Annotated in this window: 17 protein-coding genes; 11 read left to right on the forward strand and 6 right to left on the reverse strand. The window is 36.3% G+C overall.

The window, feature by feature from the left end; all coding sequences use genetic code 11:
• Nucleotides 1–21 precede the first annotated feature (21 nt).
• Entirely contained in the window at nucleotides 22–1002 is a 981-nt protein-coding gene (locus MKY00_RS02595; RefSeq protein WP_000379130.1) for a metal-dependent hydrolase, read from the reverse strand.
• 149 nt (nucleotides 1003–1151) lie between these two features.
• Here MKY00_RS02595 and mutY point away from each other — a divergent pair, with 149 nt between their 5' ends.
• Nucleotides 1152–2249 (forward strand): A/G-specific adenine glycosylase, encoded by a 1098-nt coding sequence (gene mutY / locus MKY00_RS02600; RefSeq protein WP_000171402.1) that lies wholly within the window; start codon nucleotides 1152–1154, stop codon nucleotides 2247–2249.
• 190 nt (nucleotides 2250–2439) lie between these two features.
• Here the strand turns inward: mutY and MKY00_RS02605 are convergent, their stop codons facing one another.
• Nucleotides 2440–2664: a hypothetical protein gene (locus MKY00_RS02605; protein WP_000275435.1), complete on the reverse strand. Its 225-nt coding sequence runs from the start codon at nucleotides 2662–2664 to the stop codon at nucleotides 2440–2442.
• 124 nt (nucleotides 2665–2788) lie between these two features.
• Here MKY00_RS02605 and MKY00_RS02610 point away from each other — a divergent pair, with 124 nt between their 5' ends.
• The 4 genes from MKY00_RS02610 (at nucleotide 2789) to MKY00_RS02625 (ending at nucleotide 6149) form a co-directional block, all read left to right on the forward strand.
• Nucleotides 2789–3070 carry a gamma-type small acid-soluble spore protein gene (locus MKY00_RS02610; RefSeq protein WP_000039045.1) on the forward strand — a complete coding sequence of 94 codons (282 nt, stop codon included), beginning with the start codon at nucleotides 2789–2791 and terminating at the stop codon, nucleotides 3068–3070.
• Between the two features lie 189 nt (nucleotides 3071–3259).
• Nucleotides 3260–3520: a YgaB family protein gene (locus MKY00_RS02615; protein ID WP_000997582.1), complete on the forward strand. Its 261-nt coding sequence runs from the start codon at nucleotides 3260–3262 to the stop codon at nucleotides 3518–3520.
• A gap of 283 nt (nucleotides 3521–3803) precedes the next feature.
• Complete coding sequence (ntdP, locus tag MKY00_RS02620; RefSeq protein ID WP_000506628.1) at nucleotides 3804–4334, forward strand: nucleoside tri-diphosphate phosphatase; 531 nt, start codon at nucleotides 3804–3806, stop codon at nucleotides 4332–4334.
• 54 nt (nucleotides 4335–4388) lie between these two features.
• On the forward strand, nucleotides 4389–6149 hold the full coding sequence (locus MKY00_RS02625) for an ABC transporter ATP-binding protein (protein ID WP_016716390.1): 1761 nt from the start codon (nucleotides 4389–4391) through the stop codon (nucleotides 6147–6149).
• Nucleotides 6150–6162: 13 nt separating this feature from the next.
• Here the strand turns inward: MKY00_RS02625 and MKY00_RS02630 are convergent, their stop codons facing one another.
• From MKY00_RS02630 to hemL, 3 genes are all read right to left on the reverse strand, one after another.
• Nucleotides 6163–7251: an aromatic acid exporter family protein gene (locus tag MKY00_RS02630; RefSeq protein ID WP_000765784.1), complete on the reverse strand. Its 1089-nt coding sequence runs from the start codon at nucleotides 7249–7251 to the stop codon at nucleotides 6163–6165.
• Between the two features lie 260 nt (nucleotides 7252–7511).
• The gene (locus tag MKY00_RS02635) at nucleotides 7512–11948 is read right to left on the reverse strand and encodes a glutamate synthase-related protein (RefSeq protein ID WP_341034396.1); all 4437 of its coding nucleotides are present in this window, start codon (nucleotides 11946–11948) and stop codon (nucleotides 7512–7514) included.
• 199 nt (nucleotides 11949–12147) lie between these two features.
• Entirely contained in the window at nucleotides 12148–13452 is a 1305-nt protein-coding gene (hemL, locus tag MKY00_RS02640; protein ID WP_074585684.1) for a glutamate-1-semialdehyde-2,1-aminomutase, read from the reverse strand.
• 121 nt (nucleotides 13453–13573) lie between these two features.
• On the opposite strand from hemL, the gene MKY00_RS02645 reads away from it, so the two are divergent.
• From MKY00_RS02645 to perR, 6 genes are all read left to right on the forward strand, one after another.
• Entirely contained in the window at nucleotides 13574–14587 is a 1014-nt protein-coding gene (locus MKY00_RS02645) for an ABC transporter ATP-binding protein (RefSeq protein ID WP_000843645.1), read from the forward strand.
• A complete protein-coding gene (locus MKY00_RS02650; protein ID WP_000521517.1) occupies nucleotides 14580–15371 on the forward strand; it encodes an ABC transporter permease in 792 nt (263 codons plus the stop codon). Before MKY00_RS02645 ends, MKY00_RS02650 begins: the two co-directional genes overlap by 8 nt.
• A 4-nt stretch (nucleotides 15372–15375) precedes the next feature.
• Nucleotides 15376–16161: an ABC transporter permease gene (locus tag MKY00_RS02655; RefSeq protein WP_016716393.1), complete on the forward strand. Its 786-nt coding sequence runs from the start codon at nucleotides 15376–15378 to the stop codon at nucleotides 16159–16161.
• A gap of 72 nt (nucleotides 16162–16233) precedes the next feature.
• Nucleotides 16234–16638 (forward strand): potassium channel family protein, encoded by a 405-nt coding sequence (locus MKY00_RS02660; protein ID WP_000964350.1) that lies wholly within the window; start codon nucleotides 16234–16236, stop codon nucleotides 16636–16638.
• A gap of 44 nt (nucleotides 16639–16682) precedes the next feature.
• Nucleotides 16683–17138, forward strand: coding sequence for a thioredoxin-dependent thiol peroxidase (gene bcp, locus MKY00_RS02665; RefSeq protein ID WP_000633721.1), 456 nt, complete (start codon nucleotides 16683–16685; stop codon nucleotides 17136–17138).
• 299 nt (nucleotides 17139–17437) lie between these two features.
• Nucleotides 17438–17866 (forward strand): peroxide-responsive transcriptional repressor PerR, encoded by a 429-nt coding sequence (perR, locus tag MKY00_RS02670; RefSeq protein WP_000237834.1) that lies wholly within the window; start codon nucleotides 17438–17440, stop codon nucleotides 17864–17866.
• 196 nt (nucleotides 17867–18062) lie between these two features.
• On the opposite strand, the gene MKY00_RS02675 is transcribed toward perR, so the two are convergent.
• The gene (locus MKY00_RS02675; RefSeq protein WP_016716394.1) at nucleotides 18063–18419 is read right to left on the reverse strand and encodes a YgzB family protein; all 357 of its coding nucleotides are present in this window, start codon (nucleotides 18417–18419) and stop codon (nucleotides 18063–18065) included.
• Nucleotides 18420–18572: the final 153 nt, after the last annotated feature.

The following is an 18572-nucleotide window of genomic DNA, read 5'->3' on the forward strand; positions in this document are numbered from 1 at the left end:
AAGCGACTGAAGTCGCTTTTTTTAATGTGGAAGTAACTCAAGTTTTTTTCGAAGTTTTTCTTCACTAAAAATCCATCCTGTATAGGAACTAATAATATTTAAATTATGATCGAGTTGAACGATCGCAACGAATGGATAATAGTCTTTACTGCGATATCGCAAATCAATGAATCGAACTTCATAATAATGATCATAATCGAAAATGTCCCAGCGATATACAGGGGAGAAAGATAAAAATGCTGAGATGTTTTCATCTTGTTTAGCTGCGTGCATAATAGCATTATCTGGGAACGGTACCCGATCGAACTTATCATAAATCATGATGTTACCGCGATGCCATCTAGCAACGTAGTAATAATCGGTTGTAACGACTGCTAAATGATAATGATAAAATCGATAAGAAGGAGAAATGATTATTTTCTCAACATTTTTGAAACGTTTTTGTACAACGCTTCTTATATTTCTATGCATCATAATCCGTCCGATGTAGTAAACGATCATTAATATATACGCAGCTAAGGCAGTATATCCTTTATGGGAACCTACGAGCATACAAGCAATTGCGAGTATATGGATAAAGAAAATGACGGTATCAAATGTATTAATGATGCCGAGCGCTACCCATTTTTTTGTGAAGGGCCGTAATGCTTGTGTACCGTAGGCATTAAAAATATCTACAAAGACATGAAGAAAGACGGCAATAAAGGACCAAAGTAGTAGATGCAAATATGGAGCGTCTGAAAAGAAGGCGAAAGAGATGCCACTTATAAGGAAAGACCAAAGAATCACTGCAGGAATGGAATGAGTAATCCCACGATGATTTCTTATATATTTAGCGTTATTACGCAATTTTAAAACTGTATCGATGTCAGGAATATTGGAGCCGGCAATTGTAGCAAGCATAACTGCTTGTGGCCCAATATCACTTTGTGCTATGGCTGGATCTAACGTGGCCAAACTGCCTAGAGTAACGCCCATAACAAGGTGAGTGGCTGTGTCCATAGAAATCCACCTCCGTTTTTTATTAATGTAACTCTTTTTATTCGATACCTCAAGTCCTTTGCCTTCTATTTCCTATGTCATCTTACTTAAATTTTTTCCTAAAATCTTTATAATAGTACTTATATGCAAAAAAATGAGGGGGACCAAGTTTGACACTTGAAATATTAAATAATTTTAACATAGAGCAGTTTCAAAATGATTTAATTGGTTGGTTTGAAAAAGAGCAACGCGACTTACCGTGGCGTAAAAATAAAGATCCATACCGTGTTTGGGTTTCGGAAATTATGTTGCAGCAAACTAGGGTAGAAGCTGTAAAACCATATTACGCAAATTTCATGGGGAAGTTTCCTACTCTAGAAGCTTTGGCAAATGCTGATGATGAAGAAGTGTTAAAAGCATGGGAAGGTTTAGGGTATTATTCTAGAGCGCGAAATTTACATGCAGCCGTAAAAGAAGTAAAAGAAGTATATGGCGGGATTGTGCCAAGTGATGTAAAGAAGATTGAGAAATTAAAGGGAGTCGGTCCCTATACAAAAGGTGCTATTTTAAGTATCGCATATGGTATACCAGAGCCGGCAGTTGACGGAAATGTTATGCGTGTATTATCTCGCATTTTATCAGTATGGGATGACATTGCAAAACCGAAAACGAGAAAAGTGTTTGAAGAGATTGTGCGTGAAATTATTTCGGCTGAAAATCCATCTTATTTTAATCAAGGTTTGATGGAATTAGGAGCACTGATTTGTATTCCTAAAAATCCAGCATGCTTACTTTGTCCTGTACGTGAGCATTGCAGGGGATATGCTGAAGGTGTTCAAAAGGAATTACCAGTAAAAAGTAAAGCGAAAGCCCCTACGATGGTACCGATTGTTGCAGGAGTACTTCAAACAGAAGATGGTCGTTACGTCATTAATAAACGTCCAAGTACCGGTTTATTAGCCAATATGTGGGAGTTTCCGAATATTGAACTTGGCGAAGGGATTCGTAATCAGAAGGAACAGCTTATAGATTATATGAAAGAAAAATTTGAGCTTTCGATTTCTATTGAAGAATACGCAATGAATGTACAACATACTTTTACACATCGCACTTGGGATATATTCGTATTTTACGGAAAAGTAACTGGTGACATTGTTGAAACAGATACATTGAAAATTGTATCGAAAGAAGCATTTGAGCAATTACCTTTCTCTAAATCGCATCGTACGATTTATGAGAGTTGTGTTGAGAAAATTACAATGCAATAAAGTGAAACTTTAATCAGTGGGGGTTTTCTTCATCCCCCACTGATTATTAGCCGTCACCAATCGGACTTTAATGGGCAGCCCGCCCCCCCCACCTAACTTCTTTGCTTTCGCTGCATTTTGAGGTGGGGGTCTTACTGTCCATTAAAGCGGGATAAACAAAAAAGTGTTCCCTAGATTGGGAACACTTTTTTTAATCGTAAGAAATTTTTGTCCCATGAGTCCAACTAGCATCACCCTCTTGTAAGCCACCTCTTGATTCAATTTCTATTACAATTTCTTTGTAAATACTTTGACCTTCTGTATTTAAATACGGCAGAATCTGTTGTAATGAATGATGAAAATAAGCTAATTCATCTTCTTTCCACTCATTTTTTGAAATCATCGTTAGTTCAGTCATATCGCGTCCTATATACATATTTCCACCTCCATTTTCTATAGTTTGAATGAGTGACAAGAGATATATACGGAGATTAAAAAAAGAAAATCACGGATAGCTTCTAAGTGAATTGGTTACATTATTGGTTGTGGAGGTGAGAAAGATGAGTAAAAAACAACAAGGTTATAACAAGGCAACTTCTGGTGCTAGCATTCAAAGTACAAATGCTAGTTATGGTACAGAGTTTTCAACTGAAACAGATGTGCAAGCAGTAAAACAAGCAAACGCACAATCAGAAGCAAAGAAAGCACAAGCTTCTGGTGCACAAAGTGCAAACGCTAGTTATGGTACTGAATTTGCAACTGAAACAGACGTGCATGCTGTGAAAAAACAAAATGCACAATCAGCTGCAAAACAATCACAATCTTCTAGTTCAAATCAGTAATGAAAGAAAAACACTTCTCTAATTCGGGAGAAGTGTTTTCTTTGTGCTTTGGTCATGGTAATGAAAATAAAACGAACGACATAACTTCTAATAAGTCAACAAATGTAGTCAAAGGAGAAGGAAGTTAAAGATTAGAAATATGTAATGAGGAAATAATAACTGATAAATAAATCCAAAAGGGGGTAAGTAATGAACGATTTTGATAAGTTGGTAGGAGAGCAATTGGAAACGATGGATGAGTTGTTGAAGTTACAAGCTCACCTAGAGAAGTATCAGCAAATTGAAATGAGCGAAAAGGATACGTGCGATAAAAAGGAATTACATTTTATTCGCCAAGAAATATATAGAACAGAATTAGCACTTAAGTTATTACATGAGAAATTTGAAGAGCAAACAAATAGTGTGATTCAATCTTTTGAAACTGAAAAAATGATTTCAAATTTAGGATAAGATATATTGTTGCCTTTAGGTAAAAGGTCCTTCTGTACATGGAAATGAGGAAGGACTTTTTTTATCCCACTTTAATGAGCAGTAAGACCCCCACTGATTAAAGTTTCACTTTATTCTCCTTTCCTCGTTTGGCCCCATCCCCTAAGAAAGACTATGGATATGGTATTCAGTGTGAAACATAGAGTCTTATCGCTTTAGTTTTAAAATTTCGACAAAAAAGTTATAATAGAAAAAAAGTGAATGCAGTTCAAAGGGCATTTGCAGTTGAAGGAAGGGAGCATATATGGGATTTCCCAAAGAAGGAGAAAAAGTACAAATACATAGTTATAAACATAATGGCTCCATTCATAGAATGTGGGAAGAGACAACGATTTTAAAAGGGACACAAAGTCTTGTGATCGGAGCAAATGATCGTACAGTAGTGACAGAATCAGATGGCCGAACATGGATTACTCGTGAACCAGCAATTTGTTATTTTCATGCAAACTACTGGTTTAATGTGATTGGAATGTTAAGGGAAGAGGGCGTATATTATTATTGTAATTTAAGCTCACCTTTTGCATATGATTCTGAAGCGTTAAAGTATATTGATTATGATTTAGATATTAAAGTGTATCCAGATATGACATATACACTTTTAGATGAAGATGAATATGAAAAACATAGTCAAATTATGCAATATCCACCTGTAATTGATACGATTTTAAAACGAAATGTAGCACAACTAACACAATGGATTCATCAAAGAAAAGGGCCATTCGCACCAGACTTTGTAGATATGTGGTATGAGAGATATTTAATGTACAGAAATTAAAACAAACCTGCAGGGGATTTCCCCGCAGGTTTGTCCTATTAGAGGGGGGATTATGTGCAAGGTATAAAAAGATATTTGCAATTTGTTAAACCATATCGATGGCTTATTGCTATTACGATTATGATTGGTCTAGTTAAATTCGGCATCCCGCTCATTATGCCGTGGTTATTAAAGTATATTATTGATGATGTCATTCAGGGCGGAGGGTCACTTCAAGATAAGACGTCCCAACTAGTAACAGCGATTGGGATTGCCTTTTTTATTTTTGCAGTGTTAAGACCACCGATTGAATATTATCGTCAATATTTTGCGCAGCGTATCGCAAATACAATACTATATGATTTGCGAAAACATATTTTTGGTCATTTACAAAAGTTGAGTTTACGTTATTATTCGAATACAAAAACAGGGGAGATTATTTCGCGTGTCATTCATGATGTAGAACAAACGAAGGATTTTGTAATTACTGGTTTGATGAATGTTTGGTTAGACACGGCAACAATTGCTATCGCTATCATTGTTATGTTTTCTATGAATATAAAATTGACATTTGTTGCGCTATTAATTTTACCTATTTATGTAGTGGCAGTGAAATATTTTTTCGGGCGTCTTCGAAAATTGACGAAAGAGCGTTCACAAGCGTTAGCAACGATGCAAGGGTATTTACATGAACGTATTCAAGGGATGCAAGTGACACGTAGCTTTGCATTAGAAGAGTATGAAGGGAAGCAATTTGAAAAAAGAAATAATGAATTTTTGACGAAAGCGTTAACACATACGAGTTGGACGGCGAGAACATTTTCGGCAGTAAATACGTTAACAGATTTAGGGCCGTTACTCGTGATTGGTTTTGCGGCGTATGAAGTGATTCAGGGGCAGTTAACCTTAGGAACTATGGTTGCCTTTGTTGGATATATGGATAGTTTGTATAGTCCACTTCGCCGCCTTGTCAATTCCTCTACGACATTAACACAGTCTTTCGCATCGATGGATCGGGTGTTTGAACTGTTAGACGAAAAATACGATATTGTGAATGTACAAGGTGCGGTACAAACGAAAAAATTAAATGGTGAAGTGATATTTGATAATATATCTTTTCGTTACAACTCGGATGAAAAAGAGGTATTACATAACCTTTCGTTAACTATATTGCCAGGAGAGAAGGTAGCACTTGTAGGAGCGAGTGGGGGAGGGAAGTCATCTCTTGCTAGTTTAATCCCGCGTTTCTATGATGTCTCTTCAGGCACAGTTTATGTAGATGGGATAGATGTTAGAAAGTATGATATGAGAAATTTACGTAGTCATATTGGAATTGTACTGCAAGATAATTTGTTATTTAGCGATACAATCGGGGCAAATATTTTATATGGGAATCCGAAAGCTACAGAGGAAGAAGTAATTGCAGCTGCCAAAGCTGCGCAAATTCATGATTTTATTATTGAGTTACCTGATGGTTATGATACTGTCGTCGGGGAACGCGGTGTGAAGTTATCTGGTGGGCAAAGGCAACGTGTAGCGATTGCACGCGTGTTTTTAAAGAATCCATCGTTACTTATATTAGATGAAGCGACTTCCGCTTTGGATCTAGAAAATGAACGATATATTCAAGAGGCGCTTCAAACGTTAGCTGCTGATCGAACGACGATCATAATTGCACATCGATTGGCGACGATTACGCATGTGGATACGATTATTTACATTGAAGATGGTGAAATTAAAGAAACAGGATCTCATGAAGAATTAATGAAAAAAAGAGGATATTACCACAATTTATATCAACTTCAACATATAACAGAAACAGCTCCTTTAGCGTAAAAGGAGCTGTTTTTTATTCGTCTTCTTTTTTATCATCGATTTTGAGTTCTGCTTCTGGTTTATGGTATGTGTAGAAGCTATCCACAAGTAAATCTAAATGCTCTACTTCTTCACTATAGTTAATAATAGCAGAAATAAGAGGGAAGAGATGTAGCCATGTTTTATATGCCTCTTCATCATCCTTGTTTTGATATTCCATAAAGATATCAATTAATTCCTGTTTACCTGTTTCAACTTCATCAAGCATTTCAACGGATTGTTGTTTTTTTGCTTTACCAATAAATTTTAATAAAACTTGTTCATGATAATGTGTTAATGAATCAAGTTCGTTCTGAATAGATTCCTGGAATTCTTCTGGCATATAGCGCAGTTCGTTTTCAGTACGATGTAATGATTTTAACGTACTTAAAGCACGACTTGTCGTCGCTAACATTTGTCTGAATAAAACAAGCTTACGAATTTTTGCGAACTTTACTTTTTTCGTATAGCTTCTTTCTTCTTTATACAGCAAATAGTAATGGTTTAGTTTGATCATTTTTTCTTTCATACGATCAATATCAGTTTTTAATGTTGTAAAATCAGAAGCTTGCCTGCTATTCATTCGAATCCATTTTACAATTTCTTCGGTATTATCAACGATGCGATGATATAACTTTGTTTCGTATTTTGGCGGCATAAACACTAAATTTACAAGTGAAGCCGCAATAATTCCAACCATAATCGTCGCAAATCGAAGTAAGGCAAAACTAAAGAAATCTTCACCTTGATACTCCATAATAGCGATAACTGTTACTAAAGCAATTGATATTGTGTTTTCTAATCGTAATTGCAATGTAAGAGCAATTACTAATATACATGTTAATCCAATAATAAAAGGATTATGTCCAAAAGCAGTAGCGAATGCGATAGCGAATACCGCACCAATGACGTTTGCTTGAATTTGTTCAAGTGCAGTTAAATACGAACGGTATACAGACGGTTGAACAGCGAAGATAGCTGAGATTCCCGCAAATACTGGACTCGGTAAGTTAAGTAAAATACAAGCAAATAAAGCTAATGTGATGGCAATACCCGTTTTTAAAATGCGAGCACCAAGTTTCATACCCTTAATAAGATCCTTTCTCTTGTCATAATGAATGTACAACATGATACTATACATTCATTACAATATGTTAGCAAGTGATATTTTAGTGACGTTAATAAGAAATTAAGATTCATTTTATACTTTTTCCTAATTCTTTTTAAACATCAATTTTTAGTAAAAAAACCTGCTGAATTTCAGCAGGTTTCAAATTGTTACTATAGATTACTATGAGAAGTGTACTTCGTCAATTTTTTTCTTGAAGATGAAAATTTGGCATATCACTCTGTTGAGATAGATGGATCAGCCTGCTCTTTTTTCGGGATGATTTCAAAAAACTGTTGCTGCATATCATCGAATAACGGTGTCAATAAAGCAACTTCCTCGTATTGCTCATGTTCATTTAATACACGGATATAATCTAGTAATAACTCGGTCACATCTTGCACACCATTTTTACTAAGTGGTTGTAATGTAACATTTGCTCCTTTTGCGATTCTTCTTTTTAAGGCCTGTTCTGTTAAACCTAAGCTTGAATCATGGCGTAAATAAACAACACCGCCAGTCATACCAGCACAAATCCATGGACCAGGATCTCCTAAAACAAGCGCGCGCCCATTTGTCATATATTCAAAAGCGAAACCTTTAATATTAGAGTATGCTCCTATATTCCCTTGTTCTTTTTCGCGGAGTGGCTTTATCATGCGTCCGCCAATTATCATGTCTGCTCCAGAGAGGCGAATGCCAGCGCGAGCATCAGCGTTACCTTGAACGTATAGCGCCCCTTTTTGTGCACCGTATCCAAAACCTTTTCCGACAGAACCGTTATAATATAGACCGTCTTTTCCTTTTGCTTTTGTTATATAAATACCACCACCAAAGGAGGTTTTACCAATACCATCTTGTGCGCCGCCGTTTACGTGTATAAATAAGTTCTCACTATTGTAAGCACCTAATCCATTTCCAGGAATCGAGCCATTCGTATACTTTAATGTAAGTGGTTCAAGCTTCGTGTCTTCATATAATTTACTACGAACGCGATAACAAGATTCTAGACCACCCATAACGCGTTGCTCTACGCCAACGCCTACTAATTCTTTTGAATGAGGAGAATGAATTGTTTCAAATTGTTTTTCTAGTACGTGTTCTGTTTTTGTACCAGATGGATGTTCTATCGTTTGTAGTAAATTACATAAGTTTAATAAATTTTTGCCTCGAACTTGTTCTAATAAATCGGAACGCCCGACAATTTCTTGTAAATTTGTATAGCCGAGATTTCCTGTTAATCGTTTTAGTTCTTCGCCAAAAGTAGTGAATAAATGTAATAATCCAGCCACGGCGCTTTCTAATTCACGCGGGACGAAGCGGCGTAATCCGTGTTCTTTCGCTTGAGCTTCAGATTCAATCTGTGTTGCGATTCCAACGTGGCAAGTATCTAGATGACATCCGCGGCAAGTTGTACAGCCAATTGCAATCATGGATAATGTACCAAATCCAATGCGGTTTGCTCCAAGGAGCATAATTTTCAAGGCATCATTCACACTTCGAATACCACCATCAGCCCAAATTTCTACTTTATGTCTCATATTTGCTTCTAATAAAGCATTGTGAGCGGCTTTCACACCAATTTCTACAGGAAGCCCTACATGTTGCAATGCGTGAATACGTGCGGCACCTGTACCACCATCAAATCCGCTAATGTTAATAAAATCAGCACCAGCTTTAGCGATACCGACAGCAATTGTTCCAATGTTAGGGACGACAGGAACTTTTACAGCTACTTTTGCAAGCTGATTAGCCGTTTTAATTTCTGTAATCATTTGAGCCAAATCTTCAATGGAATAAATATCATGGTTGTTAGAAGGTGAAATTAAATCAGAGCCAATTGTAGCATTACGCGCTTCAGCGATTTTGGCTGTTACTTTTGAACCTGGCAAATGTCCACCTTCACCAGGCTTGGCACCTTGCCCAATTTTTATTTCAATTAAGTTTGATGAATTGAGTAGTTCGGCGTTTACGCCAAATCGTCCGGACGCGATTTGTTGTCCACGTGTATGTGGATATTTTCCAATCATATCTTTAATTTCGCCGCCTTCACCGTTCAAACTAATCATATTTAGCTGATCAGCTGCTTCTGCATATGCACGAAAGGCAATTTCATTTTGAGAACCGAATGACATGGAACTAATAATAAATGGTAAATCATGATTTTGAATACTGATGGACACTTCTTCAGCCGGAACGACATGTTTTGTTTCTTTCGTTTGAACAAGATGTCTAATTGCGATTGGGTTATTTTCTTCTAATTCACTTAATTTTTCACGGTAATCATCATAAGAGTTTCCCTTTGCAACATCGCCGATTGCTTTCCAAATTCGCGGGAATATATGAAAAGATTTTCGCATTCTAACTTTAGGATTGTTATAATCGTTCGCTCGCATTTGTGCATCTTCAGCAAGTGATTCAAGAGAAAAAGCTAAATCATTTGAACCTAAGAAATTTGTAATTTGCAATATATTTGCGATTTCTTCATGTAACCCGATAGAAGAATAGAGGCGACCGTAACCACGCAATTCATGAATTCCAATTGTTGAAATGACTTTTTCCAGTCCTTTATTAAGTGCATGATATAAATTCGTAATTGGTGTTTTTGTCCCATCATTTACGGTTGCAAATAGTAAATATGGATTGATACTATCTACTCCTAATCCATACAGTGTGACGATATCGTGTAAGGAGCGAAGGGCACCAGAACGTATAACGAGAGAGCAGTTTCGGCGTAATTTATTTTCGCTTAATACATGATGTACTTTCGCGGTAACTAAATGCGGATCAATCCATAATCGTCCATTTAGGTGAGCGTCAGCATCGTCTATTAATAATAGGGAAGCTCCATCGTTCACGGCTGTTATCGCTTCAGAACTAATTCGACTTAAGGCACATTGTAAAGTTTCTGCCTGACTGAATGTAGCAGAGATTGTAGCGATAGAGCTATGAGTATTGAATAGTTGTATAAGTTGCTCGTACGTAATTGTGTGTAATTCTTCTACAATAGATTGTGCTACACTTCCTTCTAAAATGATTGGGGAAAGCATCTCAACTACAAATGGCTGTTTAGCATCAGCCAATAAACTTGGACGTTTGCCAAGTATCGTTCGGGTGGAGAAGTGTTCAACTTCTCGATCGCGATCGATTGCTGGATTTGTAACAACAGCTACACTTTCCTTAATGAAGTCAGCGATATTTCGTCTATCAGTATCAAGTGCAGCGAGTGGTGAGTCATGCCCAAGTGAGCGAATTGGTTCAACACCTTTTGTTGCCATCTGTTCAAGAAGCTGAATATGTTCACGATCCCATCCGAAAGCAACGTATTGTTTTGTGTCAACTTGCATAGAATCACATAATCCTTGGATTTCTTTCGTTTCAGGGGTAGATAAGTTTAAATGATAATCTTTAGTATCCACTCGTTCTTTAAAACGGTCATATACTTGAGCTTGGTATTTGTCATATTCATAAAGAACAAGCTCATCTTGTTCATTCCACTTTAGTCCGACTTTTTCCCCTGGAGCGAGTGGTTTTGGTTCTGCTACATATTCAGTTGGGGATACAACTCCAGGTTCAGAAGAGAAAATATAAGAGCTTTCTGTCTCTACTTTCCATACTGGTCGTAGCCCGAGGGAATCCACGCTGAAAACAGCTTCATCTTTATAACGTGAAATAATGCCAGCTGGACCTTGTGCAAAATGGCCCCATGCTTCACGTATATACGTATATAAATCTTGTAAATGTGGTTCATAAAGTTTAATTTCATTAATAATTGGCGGGAATAGTATATCCATTGCTTCAAATAAACTGTAGTTGTATTGAACAAGTAGAGTTTCTAAGGTGCGGTTTAAATCTTGGGAGTCACTGCCCCCAGCAGTAAGTGGAACGTGAATCATTTCAGCTTGATCGCGTAATTTTGCAATTGTGTTAATTTCACCATTATGTCCGAGGATACTAAATGGTTGTACACGAAAGAAGTTAGATAATGTATTAGTAGAATAGCGATTATGTCCTAGTGTCATAGTTGAAGCAATAAGTGGGTGTTGTAAATCATTGTAATAGGCAACAAGTGTATCCCCAGCACCGAGAACTTTATATACAACGTGATCACGACTTAAGGAAGCAACATGAATCGCTTCATTTTCTTCTATTTTTATCGTTACTGTAAATAATGTTTGCTCAATATTTGTAACTTCATTTTCTGCGATAAGAGCAACTTGCCAAAATAAAGGTTCTTCTTGTTTACCAAGTGGACCGAGTGCATCGGAGTTGATTACATCATCACTTTCGAAAAGAATTGCAAAGTTTTCGTTATTTAGTTGTGTACGAATATGATTTTTTAAATTAACTATATTTTCGTTTTTGTTTAGAAAAAAATGTCCAACGATAAAGTGGGGATGATCCACGATCGTTGGATTATATCCGCTACTTTTTAATTTTTCATTCCAAAGTGATTTTGGTACATCAATGTGAATACCGATTCCATCGCCTTCGCCATTAATGAAACCAGCTCTATGATTCATTTTGACGAGCGATTGTATGCAAAGGTCAATATTTTCTTTTGTAGGAATTTTTCGTTTCTCCATAACGGAAACGATTCCACACGCATCGTGTTCCGCGTTTTTGTAATCTCGAAATAAAGACGGTGTCCATGTGTTTGTTTTATTGAGCATCCGTCAATCCCCCCTCTTATGAAAGTTTGAATAATCTTACTATTTGAGGCGTGAGCAGCCTTGTATACAAAAGATAGTAAGGATATAAAATAAAATTAAACAGATAATTATGAATAATTATACTATTAATGAGGGATTTATGAAATAGAAAAAAGGAAAAAAGAAAGGTGTGCTTTCTTTTTTCCTTTTAATGGCGGGATTATTTATTGTTTGCTAAAGCAGCAAATGCTCTACCTACAGCTTCAATTGTATATTCAATATCTTCTTTTGTATGTTCTGTCGTTAAGAACCATGCCTCGTATTTAGAAGGTGCTAAGTTAATTCCTTCTTGCAGCATAAGCTTGAAGAATTTACCGAACATTTCTCCGTCTGTATCTTGTGCTGCATCGTAATCTTCAATTGTATTTGTTGTGAAGTATACAGTTAAAGCGCCTTTTAGGCGGTTTAATGTAATATCGATATTATGTTTTTCAGCCTGCTCTAAAATTCCTTTTTCAAGCATTGCACCAAGTTCATCTAATTTTTCATAAAGCCCTTCTTGTTGAAGAACTTCTAGACAAGCAATACCAGATGCCATAGAAGCAGGATTTCCTGCCATTGTACCAGCTTGATATGCAGGTCCAAGAGGGGCAACTTGTTCCATAATTTCTTTCTTACCACCGTAAGCACCGATTGGAAGTCCGCCGCCAATAACTTTACCAAGCGCTGTTAAGTCTGGTGTTACGCCAAGTAAGTCTTGAGCACCACCGTACATGAAGCGGAAAGCAGTAATAACTTCATCATAAATTACTAGTGCACCAGCTTCGTGAACAAGTTCATTCACTTTCTCAAGGAAGCCAGGTTTTGGCTCTACAATACCGAAGTTTCCAACGATTGGTTCTACAAGAATAGCTGCTACTTCATGTCCCCATTTATCTAATGCTTCTTTTAAAGTTTCTACATTATTAAATGGAACGGTAATAACTTCTTGAGCGATACTTTGTGGTACACCCGCTGAGTCAGGAGTTCCTAGTGTAGAAGGGCCAGATCCAGCTGCTACAAGTACTAAATCAGAATGACCGTGGTAACAACCAGCGAATTTCATAATTTTTGTGCGACCTGTGTAAGCGCGAGCGACACGAATTGTTGTCATTACAGCTTCAGTACCAGAGTTTACGAAGCGGACTTTATCTAATGCAGGCATTGCTTCTTTTAACATTTTTGCAAATTTTACTTCTAGCGCTGTTGGAGTTCCGTAAAGTACACCATTTTCAGCAGCTGTTGTAATTGCTTTTGTAATGTGCGGGTGAGCATGTCCAGTAATAATAGGACCGTATGCTGCTAAATAATCGATATATTTATTTCCGTCTACATCCCAGAAATAAGCACCTTTTCCACGTTCCATAGCAACAGGAGCGCCGCCACCAACTGCTTTAAAAGAACGAGAAGGACTATTAACACCGCCAACGATATGTTGTAAAGCTTCTTTATGTAATGCTTCTGATTTTGTGAATTTCACTACCATTCATCTCCTTACAAAAATCTATGTATTATTCTAACATGTTTTTCGAAAAGACGTATTGTTTGTGATAGAGAAGGCAGTTGGGTAAACTATTCGTTGTGACATTTAGGAAGGGGGTCCGGTTATGAAATCGGTAATTGAGGTACAAGGGTTACGTAAAGAATTTACAGCCTATTCAAGTCGTCCAGGTTTAAAGGGTGCATTTCGCGATTTATTAAATCGTAATTATAAAATAGTACCAGCAGTAAATGATGTATCTTTTACTGTGAAACAAGGTGAAATGGTTGGATATATCGGTGAGAATGGTGCTGGTAAATCAACGACAATTAAAATGCTTACGGGGATTTTGACTCCGACATCAGGAGACATTTTAGTAAACGGGATGAACCCGCATAAGCAGAGGGAAGAATTTGTAAGAACGATTGGTGTTGTTTTCGGGCAACGCTCACAGCTTTGGTGGGATATTGCCGTACAAGAATCGTTTCGTTTATTAAAAAAAGTGTACGGTGTATCAGACGCTCAGTATAAAGAACATATGGAGCACGTGATCGAAACGTTAGATATTGGTCCTTTATTAGATAAGCCAGTTCGAAAGCTATCTTTAGGTCAAAGAATGCGTTGTGAATTAGCGGCAGCATTAATTCATAATCCGCCGTTATTATTTTTAGATGAACCAACAATTGGGTTAGATGTACTTGTGAAATTGAAAATACGTGAATTTTTAAAAGAAATGAATGAACGTTATAAAACAACGATTTTATTAACAACTCATGATATTACTGATATTGAAGCTTTATGTGAGCGCGTTATCATGCTGGATGAAGGCAATATTATGTATGACGGTTCTTTAAATAACCTTCGTACGCAGTGGGGAGCAGAGAAAGAAATACATTTTCAGTTTGTCGCACCAGTTTCTTATCAGGCTTTATCAATGGTTATGCCAGATAGTCATGTCGTTTGGTCGAAAGCGAAAGAGGAAAACGCGTGGATTGCCAAAATCCCGAATGAAGAAGTTATTATTTCAATGCTTATTTCTAAAGTGGTACAAGCCTTTCAAATTAAAGATTTAAAAATTAATGAAGTGTCTACAGAGGAAATTATTCGTAACATTTATGAGGAAGGTATTAAACATGGGTAAGTACATTGAAATGATTCGAATTCGCTTTTTAATGATGCTTGCGTATCGTACAAACTACTATAGCGGGATTTTAATTTATACAATTAATATCGGCGCATATTATTTTTTGTGGCAAGCAATTTATAGCGGAAAAGAGAATATTGAAAGTTTATCTATTTCGCAAATGACTACGTATATCGCAATTGCGTGGATGGCACGTGCTTTTTATTTTAATAATATAGACAGGGAAATTGCGATGGAGATTCAAGAAGGACGTGTAGCGGTAGAACTGATACGTCCATATAACTATTTAGGGATGAAAGTGATGCAAGGTCTTGGTGAAGGAATATTTCGCTTTGCCTTCTTTTCAATTCCGGGTATGGTCATCGTTACCTTATTATTTTCATTGCAAATTACAACGAACTTTCAAACGTGGTTATATTTCTTCTTATCTTTAATATTTAGTTTTATTATTAATACACAAATTAATTTAATGACGGGAATGCTCACATTCTTCTTATTTAATAATAGCGGAATTATGTATGCAAAACGTGTTGTTATTGATTTGTTTTCAGGTCTATTATTACCAATTAGTTTTTATCCGTTATGGGCCCAAAAGGCAATGATGTTTTTACCGTTTCAGGCTATTAGTTATATTCCGAGTATGATTTTCTCAGAAGGTATACAAGGAAGTAAATTGTATGAGGCATTATTATTCCAAGTAATTTGGGCCATTGTACTTATTATTCCGATTGTACTCATGTGGAGAACGGCGAGAAAACGTCTAATTGTACAAGGGGGATGATGAGATGATATATATAAAACTATTTTTGCAATATGCAAGTCAATATATAAAAACAAAATTGGAGTATCGGGGCGATTTTATCGTTGGGTTACTTTCTGATTTATCACTACAGGCTGTTAATTTAATCTTTATTCTTGTTGTGTTTGGACATACGCAAGCATTAAAAGGTTGGAGTAGAGAAGAAGTCATCTTTATTTATGGTTTCTTTTTAGTGCCGTTTGCCATTTTCTCAGCTTTCTTTAACATATGGGACTTTAATGATCGTTACATTATTAAAGGAGAAATGGATCGCATATTAACGAGACCGATTCATAGTTTATTTCAAATTATATTAGAGAGAATGGAGCTTGAATCTTTAATTGGAGCGATTACGGGAATGATTGTAATGGGCTACGCAGCAGTGGAGTTGCAATTATCTTTTTACTGGTACGATATCTTCTTATTCTTGTTGATGGTAGGAGGGGGCGCACTTGTATACGGAGGGATATTTGTTACGCTTGCAAGCCTTGGTTTTTGGTCGGACGCGAAAAGTTCGATTATGCCGCTAATGTATAACATAGGGAATTATGGCCGCTATCCTGTTAATATTTATAACCGTGTGATTCGCTTTATTTTAACGTTTGTCCTACCATTTGCGTTTGTCGGAGTGTATCCAGCAGCGTACTTTTTAAGGAAAACAGAGTGGAATAGCTATGCATTTACAACACCGCTCGTTGGTGTTATCTGTTTTACGATTGCAATTACTCTTTGGAATCAAGGGGTAAAAAGGTACCGTGGTGCAGGGAATTAATTATAAAAGCTTGTTTGTTTCTAAGGGATAAATCTAATGGCTGTCTCATACATATAAAATGAGGTGGAGGACATGTTATGGGGATTTATTCTATTAATTGCAGCAATTGCTATTTTGAGGAGTGTCCAATTATTATGGAGTTCCTATTCGGATTCAACGCGTTTTTTTTCGCTGTATAATTTAGCTACATTATTTTTGATTTATACAACAGTATTGATTGCATTTGGATTAAGTTACGTTGTATTAGAGGAAATGGGTTTTGCAGTTTTGAAAGAGGATGGAGAAAGCTTAAACGCTCACTCTTTTCAACTGGTTGAAATTTGTTTGTATTTTAGCGCAGTTACTTTATTGTCTGTTGGATATGGTGACATATCTCCGATTGGAATTGGGCGGTGGATTGCGATTGGAGAAGCGCTAATTGGATATACATTACCGTTTGCTTTTGTAATGAGGTCTGTAATAGACAATGAAAAATAAGGAAGCATTTGTTATAGTAAAAGAAAAGAGTAGGAGTGATAACAATGATCACAGTAGGAGAAATGGCTCCAGAATTTACATTAGAGGGAAGTAACGGGGAACAAGTTCGCTTAGCTGATTTTCGTGGTAAAAATGTAGTTCTATATTTTTATCCGAAAGATATGACTCCAGGGTGTACAACTGAAGCATGTGATTTTCGAGATGCATATGGATTATTTCAAGAGAAGGACACAGTTATTCTTGGTGTAAGCCCTGATTCAGCGAACAGACATCTGAAGTTCATTGAGAAGCATGAACTTCCATTTGTACTTTTAGTAGATGAAGATCATAAGGTAGCGGAATTGTATGATGTTTGGAAGTTGAAAAAGAACTTTGGGAAAGAGTACATGGGAATTGAGCGCTCTACATTCCTTATTAATAAAGACGGTGAGCTTGTAAAAGAGTGGCGTAAAGTGAAAGTGAAGGGACATGTTGAAGATGTTCTTTCTTATATAAAGTAAATCCATTGTGGAGATAAAATATATAGAAGTAAGGCGAGTGTCTATACATATTTTATTGTCTTACATAAAGTGAAGTGTAGGGCATACCTCCTCAGATGATAGTATTCCAAGTGCGATTATGTCGCACTTTTTTTCTATTGTAAATGCATAAAAAATAGGGAAAGATACATAAGAATAAGGCTATATACAAAAATAAACCACATACTTATAGTAGAAATATTGACGATTTATAAGAAAAGGAGTACACTCTTTATAAGAATTATAAAATAATAATCCGTATAGAATCGGGGTGCATGACGGTGGTCAAAGAAGAATTAAAAGAAGCGCTAGAAATGCTGAAAAATACGGGTGTACGCATTACTCCACAGCGTCATGCTATTTTAGAGTACCTTGTGGAATCTATGACGCACCCAACAGCGGATGAAATTTATAAAGCATTAGAAGGTAAGTTTCCAAATATGAGTGTTGCAACTGTCTATAATAACTTGCGTGTATTTAAAGAGGTTGGACTTGTAAAGGAATTAACTTATGGAGACGCTTCAAGTAGATTTGATTATGTTACAAGTCAACATTATCATGTGATTTGTGAAAAATGTGGTAAGATTGTTGATTTTCCTTATGGAGGTTTGGAACAGCTTGAAGAGGAAGCTGCGAAAACGACAGGCTTCGTTATTAATAGTCATCGCTTAGAAATTTATGGCGTTTGTCCAGAGTGTCATAAGGCGTAATATATAATAAAGAAAGAGGCTGACGGCTTTACGTCAACCTCTTTCTTTATTATATATGGGAATTACGTTAGGTTCAGAATGATTTAAAATGTTCAGTGGAGGATTTAATTAAGGATAAATACAAAAGGTGATTTCTTGGTTAAGAAATCACCTTTTCATGTTTATTTTTGTAAGGATGCATTGTCTCCGTATATACTTATGACTTATAGCTCTTCTTATTATATTTTTCATCAAATTCTTTTCCTTCTAGATTTCGATCCATTGTTAAAGGTTGGTTGCAATGCATACATGCGTCGACACGACCGAGCATTTTTGTAGGTTTATCGCAGCTTGGACAAATAATTTGTACAGTTTTAGTAGATAACATACCAATCCAAAAGTAAACGACAGTACTAGCGATAATAGCTAAAAAGCCAACCATCATAAATGTTGTCATAATAATAATGTTCTCACGAAAAAAGACTCCTAAGTATGCAATAAAGAGACCGATAAATACTAAACTTAATGCAAAGGTCCGGATTTTATTGATTTTGTTCGAATATTTAATGCCCATTCTCACCACGCTCCTATAATAATAATATAACATAAAATTTAGAATTTTCACTCGTCTAAAAATGTGATAGAGTGATAAGATATGAAATGTGGAGTAGGATGAAGGGAAGCTATAATGGCTTTTGGAACATGATTTTAAAGTTTTAACGGGATG

This window comes from Bacillus sp. FSL R9-9834 (assembly GCF_038006905.1).
In the GTDB taxonomy this organism is placed as follows: Bacteria; Bacillota; Bacilli; order Bacillales; family Bacillaceae_G; genus Bacillus_A; species Bacillus_A pacificus.